Raw genomic sequence first — 23,654 nt, forward strand, 5'->3', positions numbered from 1 at the left:
CGTCCATGAACAGAATGCTGAAAGTCGCCCTCCTGAGCGGACTGGCCGTCACCGTCGCCTCCTGCGCCAGTGTGCGTCAGGCGCTGCCGTTCGGCTTGGGCGGCAAGGAAGGTCCGCAGTCGACGGCTACCCAGGGCACACGCATCTCGGTGCTGGAGTTTGAACAACAGCTGACCCCGGCCGCCTCGCTGGCCGGTCGCGACTTCTTCCTGCCCGGTCCGCAGGCGGTCACCGCCTGGACCCAGCCGGGCGGCACGTCGGAAAACCTCGTCGAACACGCGATCGCAGGGGCAGACTTCACCGTCGCCTGGAAGCGCGATATCGGAGCCGGCTCGTCCAAGACCCGTGAAATCATGGCCCCGGCCGTGGCCGACAATAATCGCGTCTTCGTCCTGGACGGCGAATCGACCGTGACCGCCGTCGACTCCACGACGGGTGCGGTCGCCTGGCGCGTCAATGTCCATACAGCCGGGCGCGACCGTGATCGCGACGGCTTCGGCGGCGGCGTGGCCGTCGGCGGCGGCAAGGTGTTCGTGGCCTCGGGCTATCGCACCATGACTGCGCTGGATCAGGCCACCGGCGCGGTGATCTGGACGTCGCCGGTCGAGGTGCCGATTCACGGAGCGCCGACGGTGTCGGGCACCCGCGTCTATGTGGTCGACGTCGAAAACCAGCTCTATGCCTTCAACGTCGCGACCGGTCTGCAGGACTGGTCCTACCGCGGCATTCCGGAACCGGCCCGCACCATGCGCGCCGCCAGCCCGGCTGTGACCGGCGATACGGTGATCGCCCCCTTCTCCTCGGGCGAGGTCGTCGCCGTGCGCGCCTCCACCGGCCAGTCGGTGTGGCAGCAGGTTCTGTCGCGCACCAGCCGCACCAGCGCCCTGTCCGAAATCCGCGACATCGCGGCCCGTCCGGTGATCAGCCGCGGCATGGTCTATGCCATCAGCCATTCGGGTGTGCTGTCGGCGATGGACATCCGTTCGGGGGCGCCGAAATGGACCCTGCCGATCGGTGGCGTCGCCGCGCCCCTGCCGGTGGGCGAGGTGGTCTACGTTGTGTCCAAGGAAGGCGAACTGACCGTGGTCAATCGTGACTCCGGTCTGGTCTACTGGACCCGCAACCTCAATGAGGGCCGGGTACGTCAGGAAGGCGGCCTGTTCGGCTTCTTCGACCGTACGGTACGCCCCAGCTGGTCCGGTCCGATCCTGGCGTCCAACCGCCTGGTCCTGGCCAATTCCGATGGCGAGGTCGTGGCCCTCAACCCGAAGACCGGCGAGCAGCTGTCCAGCCTCAAGGTTGGTGCGCCCGTCTATGTCGCCCCGTCGGCCTACAACGGGGCCCTCTACATCCTCACCGAAGCCGGTCAACTCGTCAGCATTCGCTGACGTCTGCAGTCAATCTGGGTTAGAACGCCGACATGGCATTAAAAGTCGCCATTGTTGGCCGCCCCAATGTGGGCAAATCGACCCTGTTCAACAGACTGGTCGGCAAGCGCTTGGCGCTGGTCGACGATCGCCCCGGTGTGACCCGTGACCGCCGCTATGCGGACGGCAATATCGGCGATTTCGATCTGACCCTGATCGACACTGCCGGTTACGAGGACATCACCGACGACAGTCTGGAATCGCGCATGCGCGAACAGACCGAGGCGGCGCTGGAAGACGGCGACCTGATCCTGTTCATGATGGACGCCCGTGAGGGGGTGACCGCGCTGGACCGGATCTTCGCCGACCGTCTGCGCAAACAGCACAAGCCCGTCATCCTGCTGGCTAACAAGTCCGAGAGCCGCGAGAGCGGTGGTGGCATCGGTGAGGCCTATGGTCTCGGCTTCGGCGAACCCGTGCCGATCTCGGCCGAGCACGGCGAGGGCATGGCCGACCTCTATGCCGCCATCGTCGGGGCCAGCGCCGATATCTGGATCGAGGAAGTCGACGAGCCGGACAAGCCGATCCGCATCGCCATCATCGGCCGTCCCAACGCCGGCAAGTCGACCCTGGTCAACCGCCTGATCGGTGAGGACCGGCTGCTGACCGGCCCCGAGGCCGGCATCACCCGCGATTCCATCTCGGTCGACTGGCAGTACGAGGGCCAGAACATCCGCCTGGTCGACACCGCCGGCATGCGCCGCAAGGCCCGGGTCAACGAGAAGCTGGAGAAGCTTTCGGTCGCCGACACCATCCGCGCCATCACCTATGCCGAGGTCGTGGTTCTGGTCATGGACAAGGACGACGCGTTCGACACCCAGGACCTGCAGCTGGCCGATCTGGTCGAGCGCGAGGGCCGGGCCCTGGTCTATGTCGCCGCCAAATGGGACCTCGAGGATGAGCCCCAGGCGAAGCTCGCCAAGCTGAGCCAGATGGCCGAGGACAAGCTGCCGCAACTGCGCGGTTCGCCGTTCGTGGCCCTGTCGTCGCATTCGGGCCGCGGGGTCGAGCGACTGATGCCGGCGATCCTCAAGGCGCACGCGACCTGGTCGGTCAAGGTCAAGACCAAGGACCTCAACACCTGGCTGGCCCTGGCCACCCAGAGGCATCCGCCCCCCGCCGTCGACGGCAAGCGGATCAAGCCGAAATACATGGCCCAGATCAAGGCACGCCCGCCGACCTTCGTGCTGATGGCCAGCCGCGCCGCCTCGATGCCGGAACAGTACAAACGCTATCTGGTCAACAGTCTGCGCGAGAGCTTCGACCTGCCCGGCACCCCGATCCGCCTCAACGTCAAGGCGGGGTCCGAAAACCCCTATGGCGAGGGCGGCTCCAAGTCCGGACCGGAGCGCTTCACCGGCCCCGCCAAGACCGCGCCGCGTCGCATCAAGAAGTCCGAGGCTGCCGCTGACGCCCTGTCCAACCTGCCCGGCAAGGCGCTGGAGCAGAAGAAGACGCGTACGGCCAAGCCCCGCCCCCTGACCGGGCTGAAGTCCAGCTCGAACAAGAAGGCCGGCTCCAGCGTCGCCATCCAGAAGGGCGCCCGTGGCGGGGCCCGTCAGGTCTCGCGTTCCGGCCGTGTCCGCACCGGCCAGAAGCACGCGCCGAAGAAGTAGGGCGGCGCGCGGTCAGGCGTCTGGAGTCGGATTCCGGCTCGCTATGGCTTGAATTCGACTGCGCAGGATCCAGGCTCCGGCGAAGGCATAGACCATGAGTAAAAACACGCCGAACAGGCGTGGGTCGGACCAGTTCGGCTTCTTGCTCTCTGCTGTCAGCAACGCGGCCGCGGCAAGCCAGCACGAAGCGAAATAGGCAAGGGCGACCGGCGCGCCTAACATCTTGCCGACAGTGCGCCCGAGCTCTGATCCGGGCAGCACAATCCCGGGAAGCGTCAAAATCACCAGTCCGACCGCGGCAGTCAGGAAAACCCAGGTCTTTTCGCCCGAATTGGCCAGCTGATCTGCCGGCATGCGCTCGCGTGAAATCTGGTAAATTCCATGTAGCCACAACAGCGGAACGACAACCGAAAGGCTGGAGAGAAAGCGCCACGGGCCACCGGAGGTCTCCGTCAACACGGCCGCCGTCAATCCAACTAGCGTCGCGACCACGATCCACGCCGGATCGAGTAGCGCGAGCCGGACCGACCGACCCCTCACACCAGCGCCGCCACACCCGGCCCCGCCTTCCAGTCCTTGAACTTCACCTCCAGCGGCGGCTCCCGGTCGCCGCGGGCCAGCTCGACGATCAGCGGGCCGATCTCCGACGGATGCGGGACGTCCTCAGGGTCCTCGCCCGGATAGGCCTGGGCCCGGAGCTGGGTGCGCATCCGGCCCGGATCGACGACGGCGGCGCGGATCGGTGTCGATTCGATCTCGTCGGCCCAGCATTTGATCAGGGCTTCGGCCCCGGCCTTGGTCGCGGCATACATGCCCCAGAAGGCCCTGGGCGAGGCGGCGACACTGGTGGTCAGATAGACGGCGCGTCCGGCGTCCGAGACCCGCAGCAGCGGCTCCAGCGAGCGGATCAGCCGATAGATGGCGGTGAAATTGGTTTTCTCGACCTTGGCCCAGACGCGCGGATCGGCATGGCTGACCGGGGTCAGGCCCGAGGCCCCCATGGTCGCGGCCGCCTGGACCCAGATGTCCAGCTTGCCGAAGCGTTCGAAGATGGCCCCACCCAGCCGGTCGATGGCCCCGCCGTCGACCAGGTCGAACGGCACCAGGGTCGCGTGCTGGCCGGTGGCGGCATAGATGGCGTCGTCCAGCTCCTCCAGCCCGCCCTGGGTGCGGGCGGTGGCCACGACATGGGCCCCGGCCCTGGCCAGCGCCAGGGCGGCTTCATAGCCGATGCCGCGCGAGGCCCCGACGACGAGGGCGATACGGTCTTTCAGGGGGAGATCAGCAGACATGGGGCCTGATAGCGCGCGCCCGTGCCGGGGCAAAGACCCCGCTTCGATCTGACGCGAAGATCCGGGTCCGGACGCGCCGGCGCCCGGGTCGATTTCGCCCTATGCCGTGACCAGCAGGGACAGCTGGCGCTGGACGACGTCGCGCCCGCCCTGTTCGATCTCGCGATCCAGCAGCCGGGTCGGATAGTCGCCGGTGAAATAGTGGTCGGTGAACTGCGGATTGTCCTTGTCGCGCGGCCCGACCCCCATCGCATTGTACAGGCCGTCGACGGACAGGAAGCCCAAGGAGTCGACCTCGAGGTGGGCCCGCATCTCCTCCAGCGTCATGTTGGCGGCGATCAGCTGATCCCGCTCGGGCATGTCGATGCCATAGAAGTCCGGATACAGGATCGGCGGACTGGCCGAGCGCAGATGCACCTCGGTAGCGCCGGCGGCGCGCACGGCCCGCACCAGTTTGATCGAGGTGGTGCCGCGCACGATCGAATCGTCGATCAGCACGACCCGCTTGCCTTCCAGCACCGAACGGTTGGGGCTGTGCTTCATGCGCACGCCCTTCTGCCGGGCCCCCTGGTTGGGCTGGATGAAGGTCCGGCCCAGATAGTGGCTGCGGATGATGCCCATCTCATAGGGAATGCCGCTTTCGCGGGCATAGCCCAGTGCGGCCGGCACCCCGGAGTCCGGCACCGGCACCACGACGTCGGCGTCGACCGGGAACTCACGCGCCAGACCCTGGCCCATCCGCTTGCGCACGCCATAGACCGACCGACCGTTCACGACGCTGTCGGGTCGCGAGAAATAGACATATTCGAACAGGCAGGGCCGGGCGGCGCGGGTCGGAAAGGGCTTCAACGACCGCAGACCGTTCTCATCGATGACCACGACCTCGCCGTGCTCGACGTCGCGCACGAAGGTGGCCCCGATCGTGTCCAGCGCACAGGTCTCGGACGCCAGCACCCAGGCCTCGCCGATCTTGCCCAGCACAAGCGGACGGATTCCCAGGGCATCGCGGGCCCCGATCATCTTTTTGCTGGTCTGGGCCACCAGGGCATAGCCGCCCTCGATCCGGGCCAGGGCATCGATGAAGCGGTCGACGATCCGCGCCTTCCGGGAACGGGCGATCAGGTGCAGAATCACCTCGGAGTCCGAGGTCGACTGGAAGATCGACCCTTCCGAGACCAGCTGGTTCCGCAGGAACAGGAAATTGGTCAGATTGCCGTTGTGACCCAGGGCGATGCCGCCGGAATCCAGATCGGCGAACATCGGCTGGATATTGCGCAGGAACGATCCGCCCGCGGTCGAATAGCGGGTGTGGCCCACGGCGGCCTGTCCCGGCATTCGCTTCGACAGATCGGTGCCACCGAAGGCGTCGCCGACCAGGCCCTGATGGCGTTCGGTATGGAACCGCTCCTGATGGACGCTGGCGATGCCGCAGGCTTCCTGACCGCGATGCTGCAACGCGTGCAGGCCCAGGGCGACGATGGCGGCTGCCCCGTCGGGCTCGGCCCCCCAGACACCGCAGACACCGCATTCGAGACGCGGACGGTCATCGTCGGGATCGCGATGATGGTCACGATGGACGACGGGATCAGCAATCTGGTGGCGCATCGTGACTCCGATGGTCCGGGAAGCGACCGGAGCGAAATCGGTTGGGTTGGACATCGTCCAACCCGGCTCAGATTTCGCTCCAGCCTGATTCTGGACCATTTTTTGGATTCGGGTCGATTCGACCCAAAACAAAAATGGTCTAGGGTGTGGTGCGGCGCGGGGTATGCCCTGTTTGGGGCGGGGGCAAGGCTTGAGGGTCGGAAAATCCTTCCTGGACGGAGGAATTGATCACCGGGGTCAGGGCGTCGGCCCCCCGGCCGATGCCGGGCAGGACGATCTGGATGACGCGGGCGGCTCCGGCGCTGACCGGATACAGCATGGCCTGGGTCAGCCAGCGCGGCGTCGACTCGCCCGGCATGGCGGCGACGATAACCAGATGGATCGCGCCCAGCAGCACCAGCGAGCGGGCGGCACCGATGAAGACACCGAAGAAGCGATCGACCCCGCCCAGCTGCGGATGGGCCTGGGCCCGTTTCGACAGGGCCGAGCCGAAGATGCGGATGCCGAAATAGACCAGCAGGAAGGAGACGATGGCCGCGGCGATGGCCCCGGCCCAGTCGGGATCGATCAGCGACCGGCCGATCGGGGTGGTGAACGGCAGCGCCACCAGCGCCAGGAAGGCGGCCAGGACGAAGCTCAGCAGGGTGATGATTTCACGCGTGGCTCCGCGCACCCAGCCAGCCGCGGCCGAGGCAAGGATCACAATCAGGGCGAGGGCGTCAAAGCCGGTCACGCGGTCGGTCGATCCTCGGGTGGGGGTTACTGCACACCTTCATAGCGGCTTTGCGAGATTCGATCGACCGCTTCCGTCAATCGCGTCACCGAGGTGACCGCCACCCCGCCACCCTTGACCGTCAGGGGCGGGGTCAGGGCGTTGTCAAAGCCCAGTTTGCGCGCTTCGCGCAGCCGCGCCTCGGCCCGGCCGACGGCCCGCACCTCACCCGACAGGCTGATCTCGCCGAACACCACACAGCCTTGGGGCAGGGGCTTGTCCGTGGCTGACGAGATCAGGGCTGCAGCGGCCGCCAGATCGGCGGCGGGTTCGTTGATACGCAGGCCGCCGGCGACGTTCAGATAGATGTCCTGGTCGCCGAAGCCGAAGCCGCAACGCGCCTCCAGCACGGCCAGCACCATGGCCAGTCGTCCGGTATCCCAGCCGACGACCGCGCGGCGCGGCGTGCCATAGGCGGATTTCGACACCAGCGCCTGCATCTCGACCAGCACCGGGCGCGAGCCCTCGATGCCGGCGAAGACGGCCGCACCGGGGGCCCGGTCCTTGCCCTCGCCCAGGAACAGGGCCGACGGATTGCTGACCTCGCGCAGGCCGGTGTCGCCCATTTCGAACACCCCGATCTCGTCGGTGGCCCCGAACCGGTTCTTGCCGGCGCGCAGGATGCGGAACGGATAGCCGCGCTCGCCCTCGAAGCTCAGCACCGCGTCGACCATATGTTCGACCACGCGTGGCCCGGCGACCTGACCGTCCTTGGTCACATGGCCGACCAGAACCACAGCCACGCCGTGCGACTTGGCCAGCCGCACCATCTCGCCGGCGCAGGCGCGTACCTGGGTCACTGAACCCGGCCCGGCCTCATGGGCGTCGGACCACAGGGTCTGAATCGAATCGACGATGACGATGTCGAATTTCTCGCGCTTCAGCGTGCCGAGGATGTCGCGTAGCGCCGTGGCCGAGGCCAGCTCGACGGGGGCCTTGGACAGGCCCATCCGTTTGGCCCGGGCGCGGATCTGCTCGATCGCCTCCTCACCCGAAATATAGGCGACCCGTGCCCCCTTCAGGGCTGCCCGTCCGGCCACGTCCAGCAGAAGCGTCGACTTGCCGACGCCGGGATCACCACTCAGCAATATGGCCGAGCCGGGCACGACCCCGCCGCCGCATACCCGGTCGAACTCCTTGACCCCGGTGACGATGCGCGGCGGCTCCGGCGCGTCGGACTGCAGGGTTTCGAACTGCAGGCCACGGGTCCGGGCAGCACTGACCGGCTTCATCGCCCCCGGTGGTGCCGAGCGGCTCTCCTCGACGATACAGTTCCACTGGTTACAGGCCCCGCACTGGCCGGACCACTTGCCGTGGACCGCCCCGCAGGACTGACAAACATAGATCGCACCGTCTCTGGCCATGACCCTGACTTACAGGAGTCGCGAGCGGTGGGGCAGGGGGCGGATCCAGCCTGCGTCCGATTCTGACGCAACCTCTGTGCCGCTCAGCCGATATAGACCCGTGGCACCCGCGGCGTGACCGAGGTCAGCAGCTCATAGGCGATGGTCCCGGCCGCGGTCGCGGCCTCGTCCAGCATCCGGTGAGCCCCGAACAGCTCGGCCCGGTCGCCCACCGCGACGTCAGCGCCGGTCACGTCGACGGTGATCACGTCCATCGATACCCGGCCTACAATCGACCGAAGGGCACCGCCCAGCCATACGGCACCCCAGGGACTGGAGCTGCGCGGTATCCCGTCGGCATAGCCGGCGGCGCAGACGGCGATCCGGCGCGGCGTCTCGGCCCGGAAGCCCTGCGAATAGCCGACGCTCTCACCGACCGGCACCTCCCGCACCTGCAGCACCTCGGCGGTGAAGGTGGCGACGGGCTTCAGCCGGTCGTCGGGGCGGCCTTCGGGGCCGCTGCCGTACAGACTGATCCCTGTGCGCACGGCATCGAAGCCGAAGTCGGGGCCCAGAAAGGTGCCACCGGAATTGGCGAATGACCGGATCACGCCGGGATAACGCTGGACCGCAGCGGCATAGGCGTCGCGCTGCTGGCGGTTCATCGGCGAGGCCGGCTCGTCGGCGCAGGCCAGATGGCTGATGACCAGATCCAGACCCGTGAACGGCTCGGGCGCGTCCTCGGGGCGGAAACCCAGCCGGTTCATGCCGGTGTCGATCTGCAGGCCACAGGCACCACCACCCGCCGCCTGCCATTCGGCGATCTGGGCCGCGGTGTTCAGGACCGGCCGCAGGTCGCCCGCCCGTAGCCGGGCCGCGCGGCCCGTCAGACAACCGTCCAGCACATAGATGGTTGTTTCCGCGCCGACAGCAGTGCGCAGACGCTCGCCCTCGCTGGTCCGGGCTACGAACAGGGTGCGCGCGCCCTCGGCCATCAGCCGTCGGGTTACCGGCACGGCCCCCAGCCCATAGCCGTCAGCCTTGACCACCGGATGCACCGGCACGCCGCCGACCGCTTCCAGCGTATGGAAATTGTGGGCAAGCGCGTTCAGATCGACGGAAAGCGTGGCAGGGGCGGGCATGAGCCCCTTATGCCGCAACTGTTGTGCGGCGCACACCCGAAAAGGCCGGGTCTATTCAGGGATATCGCGGAAGTTCGAATAGCGGCCATCGTTGGCCAAATTGCCGAAGCGGGTGGTGTCGGCGTCAAAGCTCAGCTTGACGATGCCGATCGGGCCGTGGCGCTGCTTGCCGATGACGACCTCGGCCTGGTGCTGCAGGATGTCCATGTCCTCCTGCCATTTCAGATGCTCTTCGGTGCCCTCGCGCGGCTCGGTCCGGCCCAGATAATAGCTCTCGCGATAGACGAACATCACGCAGTCGGCGTCCTGCTCGATCGAACCGGATTCACGCAGGTCGGAAAGCTGCGGCCGCTTGTCCTCCCGGTTCTCGACCTGACGCGACAGCTGCGACAGGGCCAGGATCGGCACATTCAGCTCCTTGGCCAGGGCCTTCAGTCCGCCGGTGATCTCCGACACCTCCTGCACCCGGTTGCGCTGGTTGTTGCCGTCGCCGACGGTGATCAGCTGCAGGTAGTCGATAATGATCAGATCCAGACCCTGTTCGGCCCGCTTCAGCCGTCGCGCCCGCGCCGCCAGCTTGGAAATGGCCAGACCACCGGTGGCGTCGATGTACAGCGGGCTCTCGCCGATCTCGATCGCTGCGTCGCGCACCTTGCCGAAGTCCGAGGCGTCGATCTCGCCCTTTCTCAGCCGGTCCGACGACACGCCCGAGGCATCGGCGAGGATCCGCATGGCCAGCTGCTCGGCGCTCATCTCCAGCGAGAAGAAGGCCACGACCCCGCCATTGACCGTCTTGCGGCCCTCCGGCGTCGGCTCCCAGCGATAGTTACGGGCGATGTTGAAGGCGATGTTGGTCGCCAGCGCCGTCTTGCCCATCGACGGGCGGCCGGCGAGGATCAGCAGGTCGGACGGATAGAGGCCGCCCAGCTTCTGGTCGAGGTCGTGCAACTGGGTGGCCAGACCGGCCAGCTTGCCGTCACGCTGGTAGGCCTCACCCGCCATCTGAACCGCCCCGGCCAGGGCGGTGGAAAAGCTGACAAATCCGGTCGAAGGCTTGCCCGTCTCGGCGAGGGAGTAGAGCGACTGCTCGGCCTGCTCGATCTGGTCCATGGCCGCCCGCTCCGGATCGGGGGCCTCCTTCATGATATCGCCGCCGATACGGATCAGGTCGCGACGCAGGGCCAGGTCATAGACCACCCGCGCATAGTCGGCGGCATTGGCCGCGGGCGGGGCCCGGTCGACCAGATCAGCCAGATAGCGCAGGCCCCCGAATTCGGCGAAGGCCGGGTCCTGTTTGAACCGCTCCATCAAAATGGTCGGCTCGGCCAGCATGCCCTGGCGGATATGGTCCTCGATCGCATCGAACAGCCGGTTGTGGAACGGCTCGTAGAAATGCGACCCGCGCAGCCGGTCGGACAGTCGCTCGAACACCGCATTGTCGAACATCAGTGAGCCCAGCAGCGCCTGCTCGGCCTCGAGATTGTGCGGCAGCGACGGAATCGACGCGGAGTCGCTCGAGAAGGGGGAGAAGGCGTTCATCGGTTAACGCTTAGCCTTCCCCTGCGTCGGAAGCGGACGGAAATGTCGCTCCCGGTCCAGATGAACGGGGACACCTCTGTGGACGGTCCGGTGTGGCCGGTTCAGGCCGGGCAGGGATGCTCTTCGGCCATCCATTCGCGGATGGCCTGGGTCAGGCTGATGTTGCGTCGGGCGGCGGGGATAGCGTTGAGGCGGCCCAACAACTGGTCAGGGTTCACCGAGACCCGCTCGGGCATGCAGGTGGCCGGTCGGCGACCGGCCGTGCGGGCGGCGACCTCTTCCGAACGGACCGTCTGGAAGGCTCCCTTCATCTCGTTCATCAGCCGGCGGGTATCGGACCGCAGCAGCGCAGTGGGATTGCGCGGAATACCGTCGGCGGTGGTCAGGAACTGGCGCACCGTGATGTCACGGGCGACGGCCGTGCCGGCGATGAGGCTGGCCACGAGGACCACGGCCAGCGTTGTCTTGCGGATCATGGTGACGTCCTGCGGTTGAGGGTTTCAGTCTGGCAGTCGGATTATGGCCGGACAAGGGCGTCGACCAGGCTCACCGGACACGAAAAAGGGCGCACCCGCAAAGGTGCGCCCTCTTCGTCTTGAGGTCGCTGTCGGACCTAGGCTTCCGAGCCCAGGCCGTCCTGTTGACCGGCACCGCCAGCCACCATGTCGCGAGCCTGTTCGAGGGCCGCGGCGCGGTCCTCGTCATAGGCGGCCTTGATGACGTCTTCACCAGCGGCCTGACGCTCGGCTTCTTCGGCCGAACGCGCGATGTTGATCTTGACCTTGACCGAGACCTCGGGGTGGAGACGGATCGCCACCTCGTGCACGCCCAGATGCTTGATCGGGATGTTCAGCACGACCTGGCTGCGCTCGACCTTGCCGCCTTCGGCCGTAACGGCCTCAACGACGTCGCGACCGCCGACCGAGCCGTACAACTGGCCCGTCTCGCCGGCCTGACGGATCATGACATAGGTCTGACCGTCGATCTTGCTGCCGATCTTGCCGGCCTCTTCCTTGTTCTTCTCGTTGCGGGCCTCGATGGCGACGCGTTCGAGTTCGAAGGCTTTCAGGTTGTTGGACGTCGCACGACGCGCCTTGTCGCGCGGCAACAGGAAGTTACGAGCGAAGCCGTCCTTGACGGTCACGACATCGCCGATGGCGCCGAGGTTATCGACGCGCTCGAGGAGAACGACCTTCATTACTTCACCACATAGGGCAGGAGGGCCAGATAGCGGGCGCGCTTGATGGCCTTGGCCAGTTCACGCTGCTTGATCTGGGAAACAGCGGTGATGCGCGAGGGCACGATCTTGCCGCGTTCGGAGATGTAACGCTGCAGCAGCTTCACATCCTTGTAATCGATCTTCGGCGCGCCTTCGCCCGAGAACGGGCAGACCTTGCGGCGACGATGGAAGGGGCGACGGCCGGCAGCGCCGGAACCGGCAGGGGTGCCGGGGGTCACGGGGCCGCGGGCGGGAGCAGTCGTATCGGTCATGCTGCGCTTTCCTTATTCGGCTTCAGCGACGGCGGCCGCAGGGGCCTCGTCGGTGCGCGGGGTGCGTTCGCGCTCGCGTTCACGCTCGCGTTCACGGCGGGCCAGCAGCGGCGACAGCTCGAGATCGAGCTCCTCGACGCGGACGGTCAGCCAGCGCAGCACGTCTTCATTGATCGACAGCTGACGCTCGACCTCGGCCATGGCGGCGGGCGGGCAGTCGACGGCGAGCAGCGAATAGTGCGCCTTGCGGTTCTTTTTGACCCGATAGGTCAGGTTGCGCAGACCCCAGTACTCGATCTTGGCGACGGAACCGCCGCCTTGTTCGATCAAGCCCTTGATGGTGTCGTTCAGCGCTTCGGCCTGTTGCGCGCTGATATCCTGGCGCGACATGACCGTGTGCTCGTAAAGAGCCATGCGGTAGTCTCCCTTGTGGGCGTCGGCGTGGAACAGACCGGGTTAAAGTCCGATCCCACGATGGCTCCTGCAGCGGCGGCCGGAATGACTTCCCGAACCCTTTGATGTTCCGCGACAGGACCGAAGCCCTGGAAAGCGGGCGCATATAGGGGAAATAGCGGGGCAGGGCAAGGCGTTCGCGACTTGCCGCCTTCCGGGGTTTGTCCTACCGCTGCCCCCTGATTCAACAGTTTCCGGACCGCCCATGACCCTCGCTCTCCTGTTTCCCGGACAAGGCAGCCAGTCGGTCGGCATGGGCGTGGCCCTGGCTGACGCCTTCGCTGCCGCTCGCGAGGTCTATGCCGAGATCGACGACGCTCTGGGCCAGAAGCTTTCGCTCCTGATGCGCGAGGGCCCCGAGGACCAGCTGACCCTGACCGAGAACGCCCAGCCGGCCCTGATGGCGGTGTCGCTGGCGGCTGTGCGGGTGCTGAAGGTCGAGTTTGATATCGATGTGGCGCGTGCTGCCCTGGTCGCCGGGCATTCGCTGGGTGAATATTCGGCCCTGTGTGCCGCCGGGGCCCTGTCGCTGGCCGACACCGCCCGGTTGCTGAAGCTGCGCGGTCAGGCCATGCAGCGCGCCGTGCCGGTGGGGCAGGGGGCCATGGCCTCGCTGATCGGCCCGAAGACCGACCTCGCCCTGGCCGAGGCGGCCGCGAAAGCCGGCTCCGAGGTCGGCGTCTGCGTCGTCGCCAATGACAACAACGCCGGCAATATCGTCATCTCGGGTGACAAGGCCGCCGTCGACCGGGCCATCGAAAAGGCCAAGGAACTGGGCGCGCGCGCCATTCCGCTGAATGTCTCGGCTCCGTTCCACTGTCCGCTGATGCAGCGTGCCGCTGACGAAATGGCCGAGGCCCTGTCCGGGGCCACCCTGCTGGGCGCGCGCGTGCCCGTGGTCGCCAATGTCACCGCCCGTCCGGAGACCGACCCCGAGACCATCCGCCGCCTGCTGGTCGAACAGGTCACTGGTCGGGTGCGCTGGCGCGAGAGCATGGAGTGGATGGCCGGGGAGGGCGGGGTGACCCGCTTCGCCGAGATCGGCTCGGGCAAGGTCCTGACCGGCATGGCCAAACGCATCGCGCCGGATGCCGAGAGTGTGGCGCTGAACACGCCGGAAGATCTGGAAGCGTTCGCGAAGAGCTTTTGACGTCCCTTCTCCCCTTGCGGGAGAAGGTGTCAGCCCCGGGCTTGATCCGGGGATGACGGATGAGGGGTCACACCGGCCGCACCGGATCGACCCCTCGAACATCAACCGCAGGGGTTCGTGAAACCCCTCATCCGGCCCTTCGGGCCACCTTCTCCCGCAAGGGGAGAAGGAAGGGAGCACTCAATGTTCGATCTCAACGGAAAAACCGCCCTCGTCACCGGGGCCACCGGCGGTATCGGCGGGGCCATCGCCCGGGCCCTGCATGCCCGGGGCGCGACCGTGGTCCTGTCGGGCACCCGTGAGGCGGTGCTGCAGGATCTGGCGAAGGAGCTGGGTGAGCGCGCCTTTGCCGCCGCCGCCAACCTGTCGGACCCCGACTCGGTCGACGGCCTGATCGCCCGCGCCGAGGAGGCCGCCGGGGCCCCGCTCGACATCCTCGTCGCCAATGCCGGGATTACGAAGGACGGCCTACTGATGCGGATGAAGGACGAGGATTTCCAGTCGGTCATCACCGTCAATCTGGAATCCTATTTCCGTCTGTCTCGGGCGGCGATGAAGGGGATGATGAAGCGCCGCTCGGGCCGGATCATCGGTATCACCTCGGTGGTCGGCGTCACCGGCAACCCGGGCCAGACCAACTATGCCGCCTCCAAGGCCGGCATGATCGGCTTCTCCAAATCCCTCGCCCAGGAAGTCGGCAGCCGCGGCATCACGGTGAATTGTATCGCGCCCGGCTTCATCGCCTCGCCGATGACCGATGTGCTGAACGATGCCCAGCGCGAGACCATCCTCAAGAACATCCCGATCGGTCGCCTCGGCACCGGCGACGAGATCGCCGCCGCCGCTGTCTATCTGGCCTCGGACGAGGCCGCTTACGTCACCGGCCAGACCCTGCACGTGAACGGCGGCATGGCAATGATCTGACCGTCCGGACACGGACAACGCATGCGATCAAACCTTGCAACGACTCTTCCCCACGGGGACGGCTGTGCTAAAGGGCGGAGACGCAACCGGCTGCGCAGCCTCTTTGGGCTTGCGCGACTGGCGCTGTCGTGGGACGGCAATCGCGAAGACAAACGCTGGTGCTGCGGCACCATAATGAAGGCAGAGACCCCATGTCCGATACCCTGGAACGCGTTCGCAAGATCGTCATCGACCATCTGGACGCCGATCCCGAAAAAGTGGTCGAGAAGGCCAGCTTCATCGACGATCTGGGCGCTGACTCGCTCGACAACGTCGAACTGGTCATGGCTTTCGAAGAAGAATTCGACATCGAGATTCCGGATGATGCCGCCGAGCACATCCAGACCGTCGGCGACGCCGTCAAATTCATCGATGGCAAACTGGCCGGCTGACCTTCGGTCAACTGACGGTTTCAGTGGCCGCCGTGGTGCGCCCCTAGCGGGGCCGCCCGGCGGCCATTACTGTTTCTGGGCACGGATTCTGTTGAAGGAGCGCCCATGCGCCGCGTTGTAGTCACCGGTCTCGGCCTTCTCACCCCCCTCGGTGCGGGTGTTGAGCATAATTGGCAGGGAATCCGGGACGGTCGCTCGGGTATCGGACCCATCACCAATTTCGATGTTGAGGGCTGGGGCTGCACCATCGCCGGCGAGATTCCGTCGGTCGACGGACGTGGTGGCGGTGCACCCGGGCAGCCGGGTGTGTTCGATCACGAACAGATTATGTCGCCCAAGGACCGCAAGCGGGTCGACGATTTCATCGTCTATGCCATTGCCGCGGCCGACGAGGCCCTGGCGGATGCTAACTGGAAGCCCGAGAGTGACGAAGACCAGGAACGCACTGGCGTCATGGTCGGCTCGGGCATCGGAGGGCTCGGCCCCATCGCCGACACCGCCATCATCCTCAAGGAACAGGGGCCGCGTCGGGTCAGCCCCTTCTTCATTCCCTCGGCTCTGATCAACCTGACCTCGGGCCAGATTTCGATTCGGCACGGGCTCAAGGGCCCGAACCATTCGGTCGTCACCGCCTGCGCCACCGGGGCCCACGCCATCGGCGACGCGGCCCGGATGATCGCCATGGACGACGCCGATGTGATGGTCGCGGGTGGGGCCGAAAGCTCGATCGTGCCGATCGGCATCGCCGGCTTCCTGGCCTGCAAGGCGCTGTGCACCGCCTTTAACGACACGCCGGAGAAGGCCAGCCGGCCCTATGACAAGGACCACGCCGGTTTCGTGATGGGCGAGGGGGCCGGGATCATGGTCCTCGAGGAATACGAGCACGCGAAAGCGCGTGGCGCGAAGATCTATGCCGAGGTCGTCGGTTACGGCATGAGCGGCGATGCCTACCACATCACCGCCCCGTCCGAGGACGGTGAGGGCGGCCTGCGGGCGATGAAGGCGGCGCTGAAGCGCGCGGACATGCAGCCGTCCGACCTCGACTACGTCAATGCGCACGGCACCTCGACCATGGCTGACTGGATCGAACTGCGGGCGATCGAACGGCTGGTCGGCGATCATGCGAAGAACCTTGCAGTCTCCTCGACCAAGTCGATGACCGGTCACCTGCTGGGGGCCGCCGGGGCCATCGAATCGATCTTCTGCGTTCTGGCCATCCGCGACCAGGTCGCGCCGCCGACCATCAATCTCGACAATCCAGAGCACGAGACCGCCATCGATCTGGTCCCGCACAAGGGCAAGGCCCGCAAGATCGATGTCGCCATGTCCAACAGCTTCGGCTTCGGCGGCACCAATGCCTCGGTCATTTTCAAGAAGGTCGACTAGATGGCGGGCGGCACCAAGCCGGCCCCGCCTGCGGGCGGCCGCTCCGGCCTGATGGTCGGGCTGCTGGCTGCCTCGGCCACCTTCAGCCTGTTCCTGATCGCCGGTCTGTTCTGGGGCTGGAGCGTCTTTTATGCCCCGGGTCCGGCGGCGGCGCAGGGCGACACCACCGTCGTCACCCTGCCCAGGGGGTCGAGCGTTCCGGCGATCGCCGCGACGTTGAAACAGGCGGGGGTGATCCGCTCGCCTGACATGTTCAAGGCGGCCGTCAGCCTGACCGGGGCCGACCGCAAGCTGCGGGCCGGTGAGTATGAGGTCCCGGCACGGGCCTCGTTGCGCTCGGTCATCATCCTTTTGGTTGAGGGCCGGGTGGTGCGCCACTATCTGACCCTGCCCGAGGGCTGGTCTTCGGCCCAGGCCGTCGACATCCTGATGCGCCAGCCGATCCTGACCGGTGAGGTTGAGGTTCCGGCCGAGGGCAGTCTGTGGCCGGACACCTATGAGATCAGCCGTGGCGAAGCCCGTTCGGCCGTCGTCGCCCGGATGCAGCGGGCCCGCGACAGCAATCTGGCCCGGCTGTGGGAACTGCGCAGTCCCAATTCGGTGGTCACCTCGCCCGAGGAGGCGATGGTCCTCGCCTCGATCGTCGAGAAGGAAACCGGAATCGCCTCGGAGCGTCCGCGCGTCGCAGCCGCCTTCTCCAACCGGCTGCGCATCGGTATGCGGCTGGAGAGCGACCCGACCATCGTCTACGGCATCACCAAGGGGCGGCCGCTGGGGCGCGGCATCCGCCGCTCCGAGCTGGATCGCCAGACGCCGTGGAACACCTATCAGATCGCCGGCCTGCCGCCGACGCCGATCGCCAATCCGGGCGAGGAAGCCCTGGCCGCCGTGCTCAACCCGCCGCGCAGTGACGAGCTGTTTTTCGTCGCCGACGGCACCGGCGGCCACGTCTTTGCCCGTACCTATGCCGAACATCTGGCCAATGTCGCTCGCTGGCGCGCGATTGAACGCGAACAGGCCGGTCTGCCCCCGGCGGTGGTGGTGCCCGAGGTCGCGTCCGAGGCGGTGACCGAGCCAGCACCCGAGACTGCGGCCGGGAGCGCCCCCGGGTCCGGCGTCGCCGTCATCACGGTCCGCCCGCAGGCTCCGGCCCGTCCGGCCCTGACCCGGCCATGAGCCAGATCTCGGGCATGACCGGCTTCGGTCGGGCCGACGGGGCACAGGACGGCTGGACATGGTCGGTCGAGGCCCGGTCGGTCAATGGCCGCACCCTCGATGTGCGCTTTCGCGGCCCGCCCGGCTTCGACAGTCTGGAGCGACTGGCCCGTGCCGCTGCTCAGGCCCGTCTCGGCCGGGGTCAGGTCACCGTCGGTCTGCAGGCCCGGCGGGTCGAGACGGGCACCCCGACCGTGCGGGTCAACCAGCCGGTGCTCGACCACTATCTGGCCCTCGCCAACACCCTGACCGCACAAGGGGCCACGCCCCCCACCGCCGACGGCCTGCTGGCCCTGCGCGGGGTGCTGGAGATCCCCGAGGAAGTCGAGGACCCCGACGCCCGCGCCGCCGTCGAAGCCGCCATGGCCCTGACTGTCGACGCCGCCCTCGACGCGCTGAAGACCTCGCGTGAGCGGGAAGGGGCCCAGCTGATGCCGGTGCTGACCGGCTTTGTCGACCGCATCGCCGCCCTCGTCGCCGAGGCCACCACCGGGGCGGACGATCAGACCACCGCCGTGCGCGAGCGCTTCGCCCGGCGCATGACGGATATGGCACCCGACGCCCCCGGCCTGGCCGACCGCATCGTGCTGGAAGCCGCCGCCCTGGCGACCCGGGCTGACGTCCGCGAGGAGCTGGACCGGCTGACCGCCCACGTCGCCTCGGCCCGCACCCTGTTGCACCAACCCCCCGCCGGGCGGAAACTCGACTTCCTGACCCAGGAATTCATGCGCGAGGCCAACACACTGTGCGCCAAATCGGCTACCACCGCGCTCACCGCCACCGGACTCGAACTGAAGGCGGTGATCGAACAGCTGCGTGAACAGGTCCAGAATGTCGAATGAACGCACGCCCCGCCGGGGTGTCCTCCTGATCGTCGCCAGTCCGTCGGGTGCCGGCAAGACCAGCCTGTGCCGCCGGCTGATGGCCGATCACGGCGGGCTGGAGCTGTCGGTGTCGATGACCACGCGCGGCATCCGCCCCGGCGAGGTCGCCGACCGTGACTATCATTTCGTCGACGATGAGGAGTTCCAGCGGCTGATCGACCAGGACGCCTTCCTCGAATGGGCCGATGTGCACGGGGCCCGCTACGGCAGCCCGCGCGCCCCGATCGACCGGGCCCTGTCCGAGGGACGTGACGTGCTGTTCGACATCGACTGGCAGGGGGCCCGCGACATCGCCGAAAAATGCCCGCACGACGCCGTGCGCGTGTTCATCTTGCCGCCCAGCCTCGAGGAACTGCGCCGCCGCCTGGTGACCCGCTCGCAGGACGCCGAGTCGGTCATCGAACAGCGGATCCAGAACGCCAAGGGCGAGATCGAGCATTGCGAGGAATTCGACTACGTCTTCGTCAACGATGATTTCGACCGTTCCTACGCCGAGCTGGCCCACATCTACCATGCCGAACGCTCGAAACAGTCGCGCAACATCTGGCTCAAGGGCTACCGCCGGGCCCTGCTGAACGAAGCGGTCTAGACCCCGGCAGCAGGACGGCGGTCGCGACCAGGGCCGCCAGGGCGAAGATTCCGCCGGCGACGAAGGTGGCGGCCGGACTCCACATCGACCACAGGGCTCCGGCCAGGACGCTGGCGATCAGCAGGGTCAGGCCGGTCGCCAGGTTGAACAGGCCGAAGGCCGTGCCCCTGAGCCGCGCCGGAGCCCGGTCGGCGACCAGGCTGGCCAGCACGCCCTGGGTCAGTCCCATATGCAGGCCCCACAGGCCGACCCCGATCAGCACCCCGGTCACCCCGGGGGCCAGGGCCAGCACGGCATCGGCGACGATCAGGGTGACCAGACCCACCACCAGCAGCCCCTTGCGGCCGATCCGGTCGGACAGGATGCCGGCCGGGGTCGAGACCACGGCATAGACGACGTTCATCACCACCAGCACCAGCGGCACCAGCATCACGGCCAGGCCCATGTCCTGGGCCCGCAGCACCAGAAAGGCCTCGCTGAACCGGGCCAGGGTGAAGATCGCGCCGATGGTCACGACGATCCAGAAGGCGGTGCCCATGGCGCGCACCTCGCTCCAGCGGATCGGCACCCTGGCGGCCCCGGTCGGGTCGGCCCGTTCCGGCTCGCGCACGGCGAAGACCAACACCAGCACGGCGAGGGTGGCCGGGACGATGGCCCAGGCGAAGACGGCGCGGATGTCATTGGCCAGCACCAACATCAGCAGGATGGCGATCAGCGGCCCGGCGAAGGCCCCGACCGTGTCCAGCGACTGGCGCAGGCCAAAGGCCGCCCCACGCGCCTCGGGCGCGGTGATGTCGGCGACAAGGGCATCGCGCGGCGCGCCGCGGATGCCCTTGCCGATCCGGTCGACGAACCGGGCCCCGAACACCTCGAACGGGGTCACGGCCAGCGGAAAGACCGGCTTGGTCAGGGCCCCCAACCCATAGCCGACCACGGCCAGGATCTTGCGCCGGCCCAGCCGGTCGCTGAGCCAGCCGGAAAATACCTTGGTGATCGAGGCCGTCGCCTCGGCCACCCCCTCGATCAGCCCGACCAGCAGGGCGCTGGCCCCCAGGGTCCCGACCAGAAACACCGGCAGCAGGGCGTGGATCATCTCGGACGAGATATCCATGAACATCGACACGAACCCCAGGGCCCAGACCCCGCGCGGCACCGCCTTCAGACCCTTGAACACCGTCGTCGATCTCCGCCTGTGTGTCGCATCTCTAGCAGCCGGGTCCGGGTCTGTCCGCCGGGTCCCGACCTGCGCCGGGATGACGACAATCCCGGGGGAGCACTGACCCGGGGATGGAGATCGGGTGGGGTTTGCCCCGGGCCGGGGTTCCGAATTCGGGGTGCCAACCGTGCCACCCTGCCAAAATGGAAAACACTTTTGAAACCGTCATCTAACAGCCAAACCGGCGGTCGGGGCCGTGGTAACCGTGCCAGATTATCGGAAATTTGCTCATCGTAATGCCGCCGAGGGCGTCCCGTCTGTCATTCGATTTCCCAGGACCACGGCGAGGCCGGTTGATCCCGGCCGCCGGTGTCCGCGACAGGATCGTGCTGACGCACGCCGAAGGATGACGACCGTCGGGGACGTTCACCGTCTCCTCTCCATGCTGATGCGGAGGCGGACCGCGCAGCGGTGGCGGGGCACTGGCCGGACAGCGAGACGGAGCGGGAAGGGCAATGGTCATGCCCCCAGTATCGCCCAGACCCGGACCGGGGCGGGAAATTTGGCGGGCTGGCGGAGAAAGGCGCGTTGGATCAGTGGTCTGTAGCGTAGAGAAGCGCGGATTCTGGCCGGGGAGGTCGCATTTGTGGATGAGGTAGCGGGTGTGGCCGGGGCGGTGCGTCGGGTGTGTCGTCGATGGGGTGGTCGGTACGCGGAACTGCCGTGCGCACAAATGTGCGCCTACAGTTATGGACTTTTCAGGTTTTCAGGCGCATTATCCTACGCATGGAGGGGCGATCTTCGCGATGCTGGAAGTCAACCGCGCCAGGATCGTTCGGCGTCTCGCGAAAGAGGGATGGACGAACGAAGGCGGCAAGAAGCACGACGCCTACACCCACCCGGACTTCGACTATCCGGCGATCGTACCCCGGCACAAGGACCTGTCACCGGGTGTCGCCCGGGCCATTGCGCGGGTCGCGGGCTGGTCGTCCGTCGCCCGTTAGTCATCCCAGGGGAAGCCCCGATCTTCCCGTCAGCCAGAGTCGCCGTCATGAGCCGATATACAGTTTTGATCGATGGAACGGCCGGGGCCTATGGCGTCATCTTTCCCGATCTGCCCGGTTGCACCGCCATGGGTGAAACGATCGATGAAGCACTCACCAACGCCGTCGAATCCCTGCGTCAGTGGGTCGAAATCGCCAACGCCCGGGGCCGGGCCATTCCCGAGCCTCGCTCACCCGACGCGATCCGGGCTGATGTGCGGTTCGCCGAGGATTTTGCCGCCGGCGCGACGCTTGGCAGCGTGACCCTGGTGCGCAAGCTGGGACGGTCAGTGAAGGCCAATCTGTCGCTCGACTCCGGCATTCTCGCGGCGATCGACGCCACGGCCAGCCGACTGGGTATTTCCCGCTCCGCCCTGGTCGAGAAACTGGCCGAGGACAGGCTGGCGGAACTGGCCTGACGGGTGAGGGGGCGGGGGCCCGACCTGGTCTCCGCTAATTCTTGCCGTCAGCGTGGGGCTTTTCGGTGCGCTTTTCTATCGCAGAAACCAGCAGGAACAGCGCAATGGCTTCGACAACCATGATTGGAACAAGCAGGGCGGCTCCCTGAATATGACTGGGAACATCAAAGAGCATGATTGCCGAAACATGCGATATCCAGACGCTCGCCATCAAAATGATAAACCAGGGTCGTGATGCAAGGTGCCACTTTTCCGTGGTGACTATGAAAACAACGCCCGTTGCCGTCGTTAGAAGCAGCGCACGCGAAAGACCGAAAAACATCGCGCAAACGACAAACACTGCAGCAGCGACTGCGAACTCGACAGTCTTCGAGTAATTTCCGGAATTCTCGCCATCAGATTCTGCCGTCATGCAGTCGGTAGCTCCTGCGGGCGAAGAAAAGCCGATTGATTTTTCCGTGCCGGACAGAAAACGGGTCGGTTTCATCTATGGGCGATCTACGGTCCGTTGCACAGTCGCCCACCCGATTTTCAGGATGGGATTGCCATCAATATGGAGCCAGCGGGCCCTGTCGACGAACGTTCGCTCTGCCCACCGTCACTCCACCTTCCGCGCCCCAAACCACACCACCATCCGCTTCAACGCCTCTTCCACCTCCGCCGTGGACACGGCGAAGCTGATGCGGATGAAATGGCCGCCGTCGACCGGGTCGAAATCGACGCCGGGGGCCGTGGCCACGCCGGTGTCGCGCAGCAGGACTTCGCAGAAGGCCAGGCTGTCGTGGCTGAGGTGGCCGATGTCGGCCCAGATGTAGAAGGCCCCGTCGGGCGGGGCGATGGTCTTCAGCCCCAGGGCGGGCAGGGCGGCCAGCATCAGCTCGCGGTTGCGGCGATAGACGGCGACATGACCCTCCAGCTCTTCGGTCTGGTCCATGGCCACCAGACCGGCGTGCTGGCTCAGTGACGGCGGGGTCAGGAACAGGTTGCCGATATAGGCCTTGGCCGTGTCGACATGGTCGGTGGGCACCAGCAGCCAGCCCAGCCGCCAGCCGGTCATGCTCCAGTATTTCGAGAAGCTGTTGATCACCAGGGCGTCGGGCGTGAACTCCAGCATCGACGGCGTCGGCGCGCCGAAGCTGAGCCCGTGATAGATTTCGTCCGAAATGATGGTGATACCGCGCTCGGCACAGACGGCGGCGATGGCCGCCAGTTCCGCCGCCGGGATGATCGATCCGGTCGGATTGGCCGGGCTGGCGATGATCACCCCCGCCGGGGCCGGTTCCAGCGCCGCCAGGGCTCGCGCCGTCAGCTGATAGTGTTCCTCGGGGCCGCAGCCGATCTCGACCGGCGTCATGCGCAGGCCGCGCACCGCGTTGCGATAGGCGACATAGCCGGGCCGGGCCATGGCGATCCGGTCACCGGGCGCGAAACGCGAGGTCAGGGCCAGCACCAGGGCCGGTGACGCGCCGCAGGTCAGCAGCAGCCGCTCGGGCGCGACCGTGACGCCATAGCGGTCCTGATAGTGCTGCGCGATCCGCACCTTCAGCAGCGGGCTTTCCCAATAGCCCATGCCGTCGCTGTCCAGCACGTCGTGGGCGCGGGCGATGGCGGCGGCCGGGGCCCCGGTCGAGGGCTGGCCGAACTCCATATGGATGATGCCGCGCCCCTCGGCCTTCAGCGCATGGGCCAGCCGGCTGATGGCGATGGCGCGAAACGGTTCGATTCCGGTGGACATGGAGCGGGTATCCCACAGGACCCGGGGGGCACCAAGATGAGC

25 protein-coding genes are annotated in these 23,654 nt (G+C 66.8%); 11 read left to right on the forward strand and 14 right to left on the reverse strand.

From position 1 onward, the window contains the following. The first annotated feature begins 5 nt into the window (after positions 1-5). Positions 6-1,388, forward strand: coding sequence for a PQQ-binding-like beta-propeller repeat protein (locus tag AAC067_RS00705; protein WP_339928550.1), 1,383 nt, complete (start codon positions 6-8; stop codon positions 1,386-1,388). A 32-nt stretch (positions 1,389-1,420) separates the two neighbouring features. Further along, positions 1,421-3,043, forward strand: coding sequence for a ribosome biogenesis GTPase Der (gene der, locus AAC067_RS00710; protein WP_339928552.1), 1,623 nt, complete (start codon positions 1,421-1,423; stop codon positions 3,041-3,043). A gap of 12 nt (positions 3,044-3,055) precedes the next feature. Here the strand turns inward: der and AAC067_RS00715 are convergent, their stop codons facing one another. The 11 genes from AAC067_RS00715 to rpsF all read right to left on the reverse strand — a co-directional run bounded on the left by AAC067_RS00715 (position 3,056) and on the right by rpsF (position 12,641). Further along, the gene (locus AAC067_RS00715; RefSeq protein ID WP_339928554.1) at positions 3,056-3,499 is read right to left on the reverse strand and encodes a hypothetical protein; all 444 of its coding nucleotides are present in this window, start codon (positions 3,497-3,499) and stop codon (positions 3,056-3,058) included. Between the two features lie 80 nt (positions 3,500-3,579). Next, positions 3,580-4,335, reverse strand: coding sequence for an SDR family NAD(P)-dependent oxidoreductase (locus tag AAC067_RS00720; RefSeq protein ID WP_339928556.1), 756 nt, complete (start codon positions 4,333-4,335; stop codon positions 3,580-3,582). A 99-nt stretch (positions 4,336-4,434) separates the two neighbouring features. Continuing rightward, positions 4,435-5,940 carry an amidophosphoribosyltransferase gene (purF, locus tag AAC067_RS00725; protein ID WP_339928558.1) on the reverse strand — a complete coding sequence of 502 codons (1,506 nt, stop codon included), beginning with the start codon at positions 5,938-5,940 and terminating at the stop codon, positions 4,435-4,437. A 139-nt stretch (positions 5,941-6,079) separates the two neighbouring features. Next, on the reverse strand, positions 6,080-6,673 hold the full coding sequence (locus AAC067_RS00730) for a CvpA family protein (RefSeq protein WP_339928560.1): 594 nt from the start codon (positions 6,671-6,673) through the stop codon (positions 6,080-6,082). A 26-nt stretch (positions 6,674-6,699) separates the two neighbouring features. Beyond that, positions 6,700-8,076: a DNA repair protein RadA gene (gene radA / locus AAC067_RS00735; protein ID WP_339928562.1), complete on the reverse strand. Its 1,377-nt coding sequence runs from the start codon at positions 8,074-8,076 to the stop codon at positions 6,700-6,702. Positions 8,077-8,159: 83 nt separating this feature from the next. Beyond that, complete coding sequence (alr, locus tag AAC067_RS00740) at positions 8,160-9,197, reverse strand: alanine racemase (RefSeq protein WP_339928564.1); 1,038 nt, start codon at positions 9,195-9,197, stop codon at positions 8,160-8,162. A gap of 51 nt (positions 9,198-9,248) precedes the next feature. Next, positions 9,249-10,736 (reverse strand): replicative DNA helicase, encoded by a 1,488-nt coding sequence (locus AAC067_RS00745; RefSeq protein ID WP_339928566.1) that lies wholly within the window; start codon positions 10,734-10,736, stop codon positions 9,249-9,251. A 101-nt stretch (positions 10,737-10,837) separates the two neighbouring features. Then, the gene (locus AAC067_RS00750; protein ID WP_339928568.1) at positions 10,838-11,212 is read right to left on the reverse strand and encodes a hypothetical protein; all 375 of its coding nucleotides are present in this window, start codon (positions 11,210-11,212) and stop codon (positions 10,838-10,840) included. A 137-nt stretch (positions 11,213-11,349) separates the two neighbouring features. Beyond that, a complete protein-coding gene (gene rplI / locus AAC067_RS00755; protein ID WP_339928570.1) occupies positions 11,350-11,934 on the reverse strand; it encodes a 50S ribosomal protein L9 in 585 nt (194 codons plus the stop codon). After that, entirely contained in the window at positions 11,934-12,227 is a 294-nt protein-coding gene (gene rpsR, locus AAC067_RS00760) for a 30S ribosomal protein S18 (RefSeq protein WP_339871926.1), read from the reverse strand. The genes rplI and rpsR overlap by 1 nt, the downstream gene beginning before the upstream one ends. Positions 12,228-12,239: 12 nt before the next feature. Beyond that, positions 12,240-12,641: a 30S ribosomal protein S6 gene (gene rpsF / locus AAC067_RS00765; protein ID WP_339871927.1), complete on the reverse strand. Its 402-nt coding sequence runs from the start codon at positions 12,639-12,641 to the stop codon at positions 12,240-12,242. Between the two features lie 244 nt (positions 12,642-12,885). Here rpsF and fabD point away from each other — a divergent pair, with 244 nt between their 5' ends. The 7 genes from fabD to gmk all read left to right on the forward strand — a co-directional run bounded on the left by fabD (position 12,886) and on the right by gmk (position 19,259). Then, positions 12,886-13,830, forward strand: a complete 945-nt coding sequence (fabD, locus tag AAC067_RS00770; RefSeq protein ID WP_339928572.1) for an ACP S-malonyltransferase — start codon at positions 12,886-12,888, stop codon at positions 13,828-13,830. A 183-nt stretch (positions 13,831-14,013) separates the two neighbouring features. After that, on the forward strand, positions 14,014-14,754 hold the full coding sequence (gene fabG, locus AAC067_RS00775; protein ID WP_339928574.1) for a 3-oxoacyl-[acyl-carrier-protein] reductase: 741 nt from the start codon (positions 14,014-14,016) through the stop codon (positions 14,752-14,754). Between the two features lie 191 nt (positions 14,755-14,945). Next, positions 14,946-15,185: an acyl carrier protein gene (locus AAC067_RS00780; protein WP_300444219.1), complete on the forward strand. Its 240-nt coding sequence runs from the start codon at positions 14,946-14,948 to the stop codon at positions 15,183-15,185. A gap of 105 nt (positions 15,186-15,290) precedes the next feature. Beyond that, positions 15,291-16,571 (forward strand): beta-ketoacyl-ACP synthase II, encoded by a 1,281-nt coding sequence (gene fabF, locus AAC067_RS00785; RefSeq protein WP_339928576.1) that lies wholly within the window; start codon positions 15,291-15,293, stop codon positions 16,569-16,571. After that, positions 16,572-17,747, forward strand: a complete 1,176-nt coding sequence (mltG, locus tag AAC067_RS00790; protein ID WP_339928578.1) for an endolytic transglycosylase MltG — start codon at positions 16,572-16,574, stop codon at positions 17,745-17,747. Further along, positions 17,744-18,628, forward strand: a complete 885-nt coding sequence (locus AAC067_RS00795; protein WP_339928580.1) for a YicC/YloC family endoribonuclease — start codon at positions 17,744-17,746, stop codon at positions 18,626-18,628. The genes mltG and AAC067_RS00795 overlap by 4 nt, the downstream gene beginning before the upstream one ends. Next, on the forward strand, positions 18,618-19,259 hold the full coding sequence (gene gmk, locus AAC067_RS00800; protein WP_339928582.1) for a guanylate kinase: 642 nt from the start codon (positions 18,618-18,620) through the stop codon (positions 19,257-19,259). The genes AAC067_RS00795 and gmk overlap by 11 nt, the downstream gene beginning before the upstream one ends. Here the strand turns inward: gmk and AAC067_RS00805 are convergent. Continuing rightward, entirely contained in the window at positions 19,219-20,433 is a 1,215-nt protein-coding gene (locus AAC067_RS00805) for an MFS transporter (protein WP_339928584.1), read from the reverse strand. The genes gmk and AAC067_RS00805 overlap by 41 nt on opposite strands. Before the next feature lie 788 nt (positions 20,434-21,221). Here AAC067_RS00805 and AAC067_RS00810 point away from each other — a divergent pair. Both AAC067_RS00810 and AAC067_RS00815 read left to right on the forward strand, forming a co-directional pair. After that, positions 21,222-21,419, forward strand: a complete 198-nt coding sequence (locus AAC067_RS00810; RefSeq protein ID WP_339928586.1) for a type II toxin-antitoxin system HicA family toxin — start codon at positions 21,222-21,224, stop codon at positions 21,417-21,419. Positions 21,420-21,466: 47 nt separating this feature from the next. Then, on the forward strand, positions 21,467-21,877 hold the full coding sequence (locus tag AAC067_RS00815) for a type II toxin-antitoxin system HicB family antitoxin (RefSeq protein ID WP_339928588.1): 411 nt from the start codon (positions 21,467-21,469) through the stop codon (positions 21,875-21,877). Positions 21,878-21,911: 34 nt separating this feature from the next. On the opposite strand, the gene AAC067_RS00820 is transcribed toward AAC067_RS00815, so the two are convergent. Then, positions 21,912-22,364, reverse strand: a complete 453-nt coding sequence (locus AAC067_RS00820; RefSeq protein WP_339928590.1) for a hypothetical protein — start codon at positions 22,362-22,364, stop codon at positions 21,912-21,914. Between the two features lie 111 nt (positions 22,365-22,475). Further along, on the reverse strand, positions 22,476-23,612 hold the full coding sequence (locus tag AAC067_RS00825; protein ID WP_339928592.1) for an aminotransferase class I/II-fold pyridoxal phosphate-dependent enzyme: 1,137 nt from the start codon (positions 23,610-23,612) through the stop codon (positions 22,476-22,478). Positions 23,613-23,654 lie beyond the last annotated feature (42 nt).

This window comes from uncultured Brevundimonas sp., from assembly GCF_963977465.1.
Taxonomy (GTDB): Bacteria; Pseudomonadota; Alphaproteobacteria; order Caulobacterales; family Caulobacteraceae; genus Brevundimonas.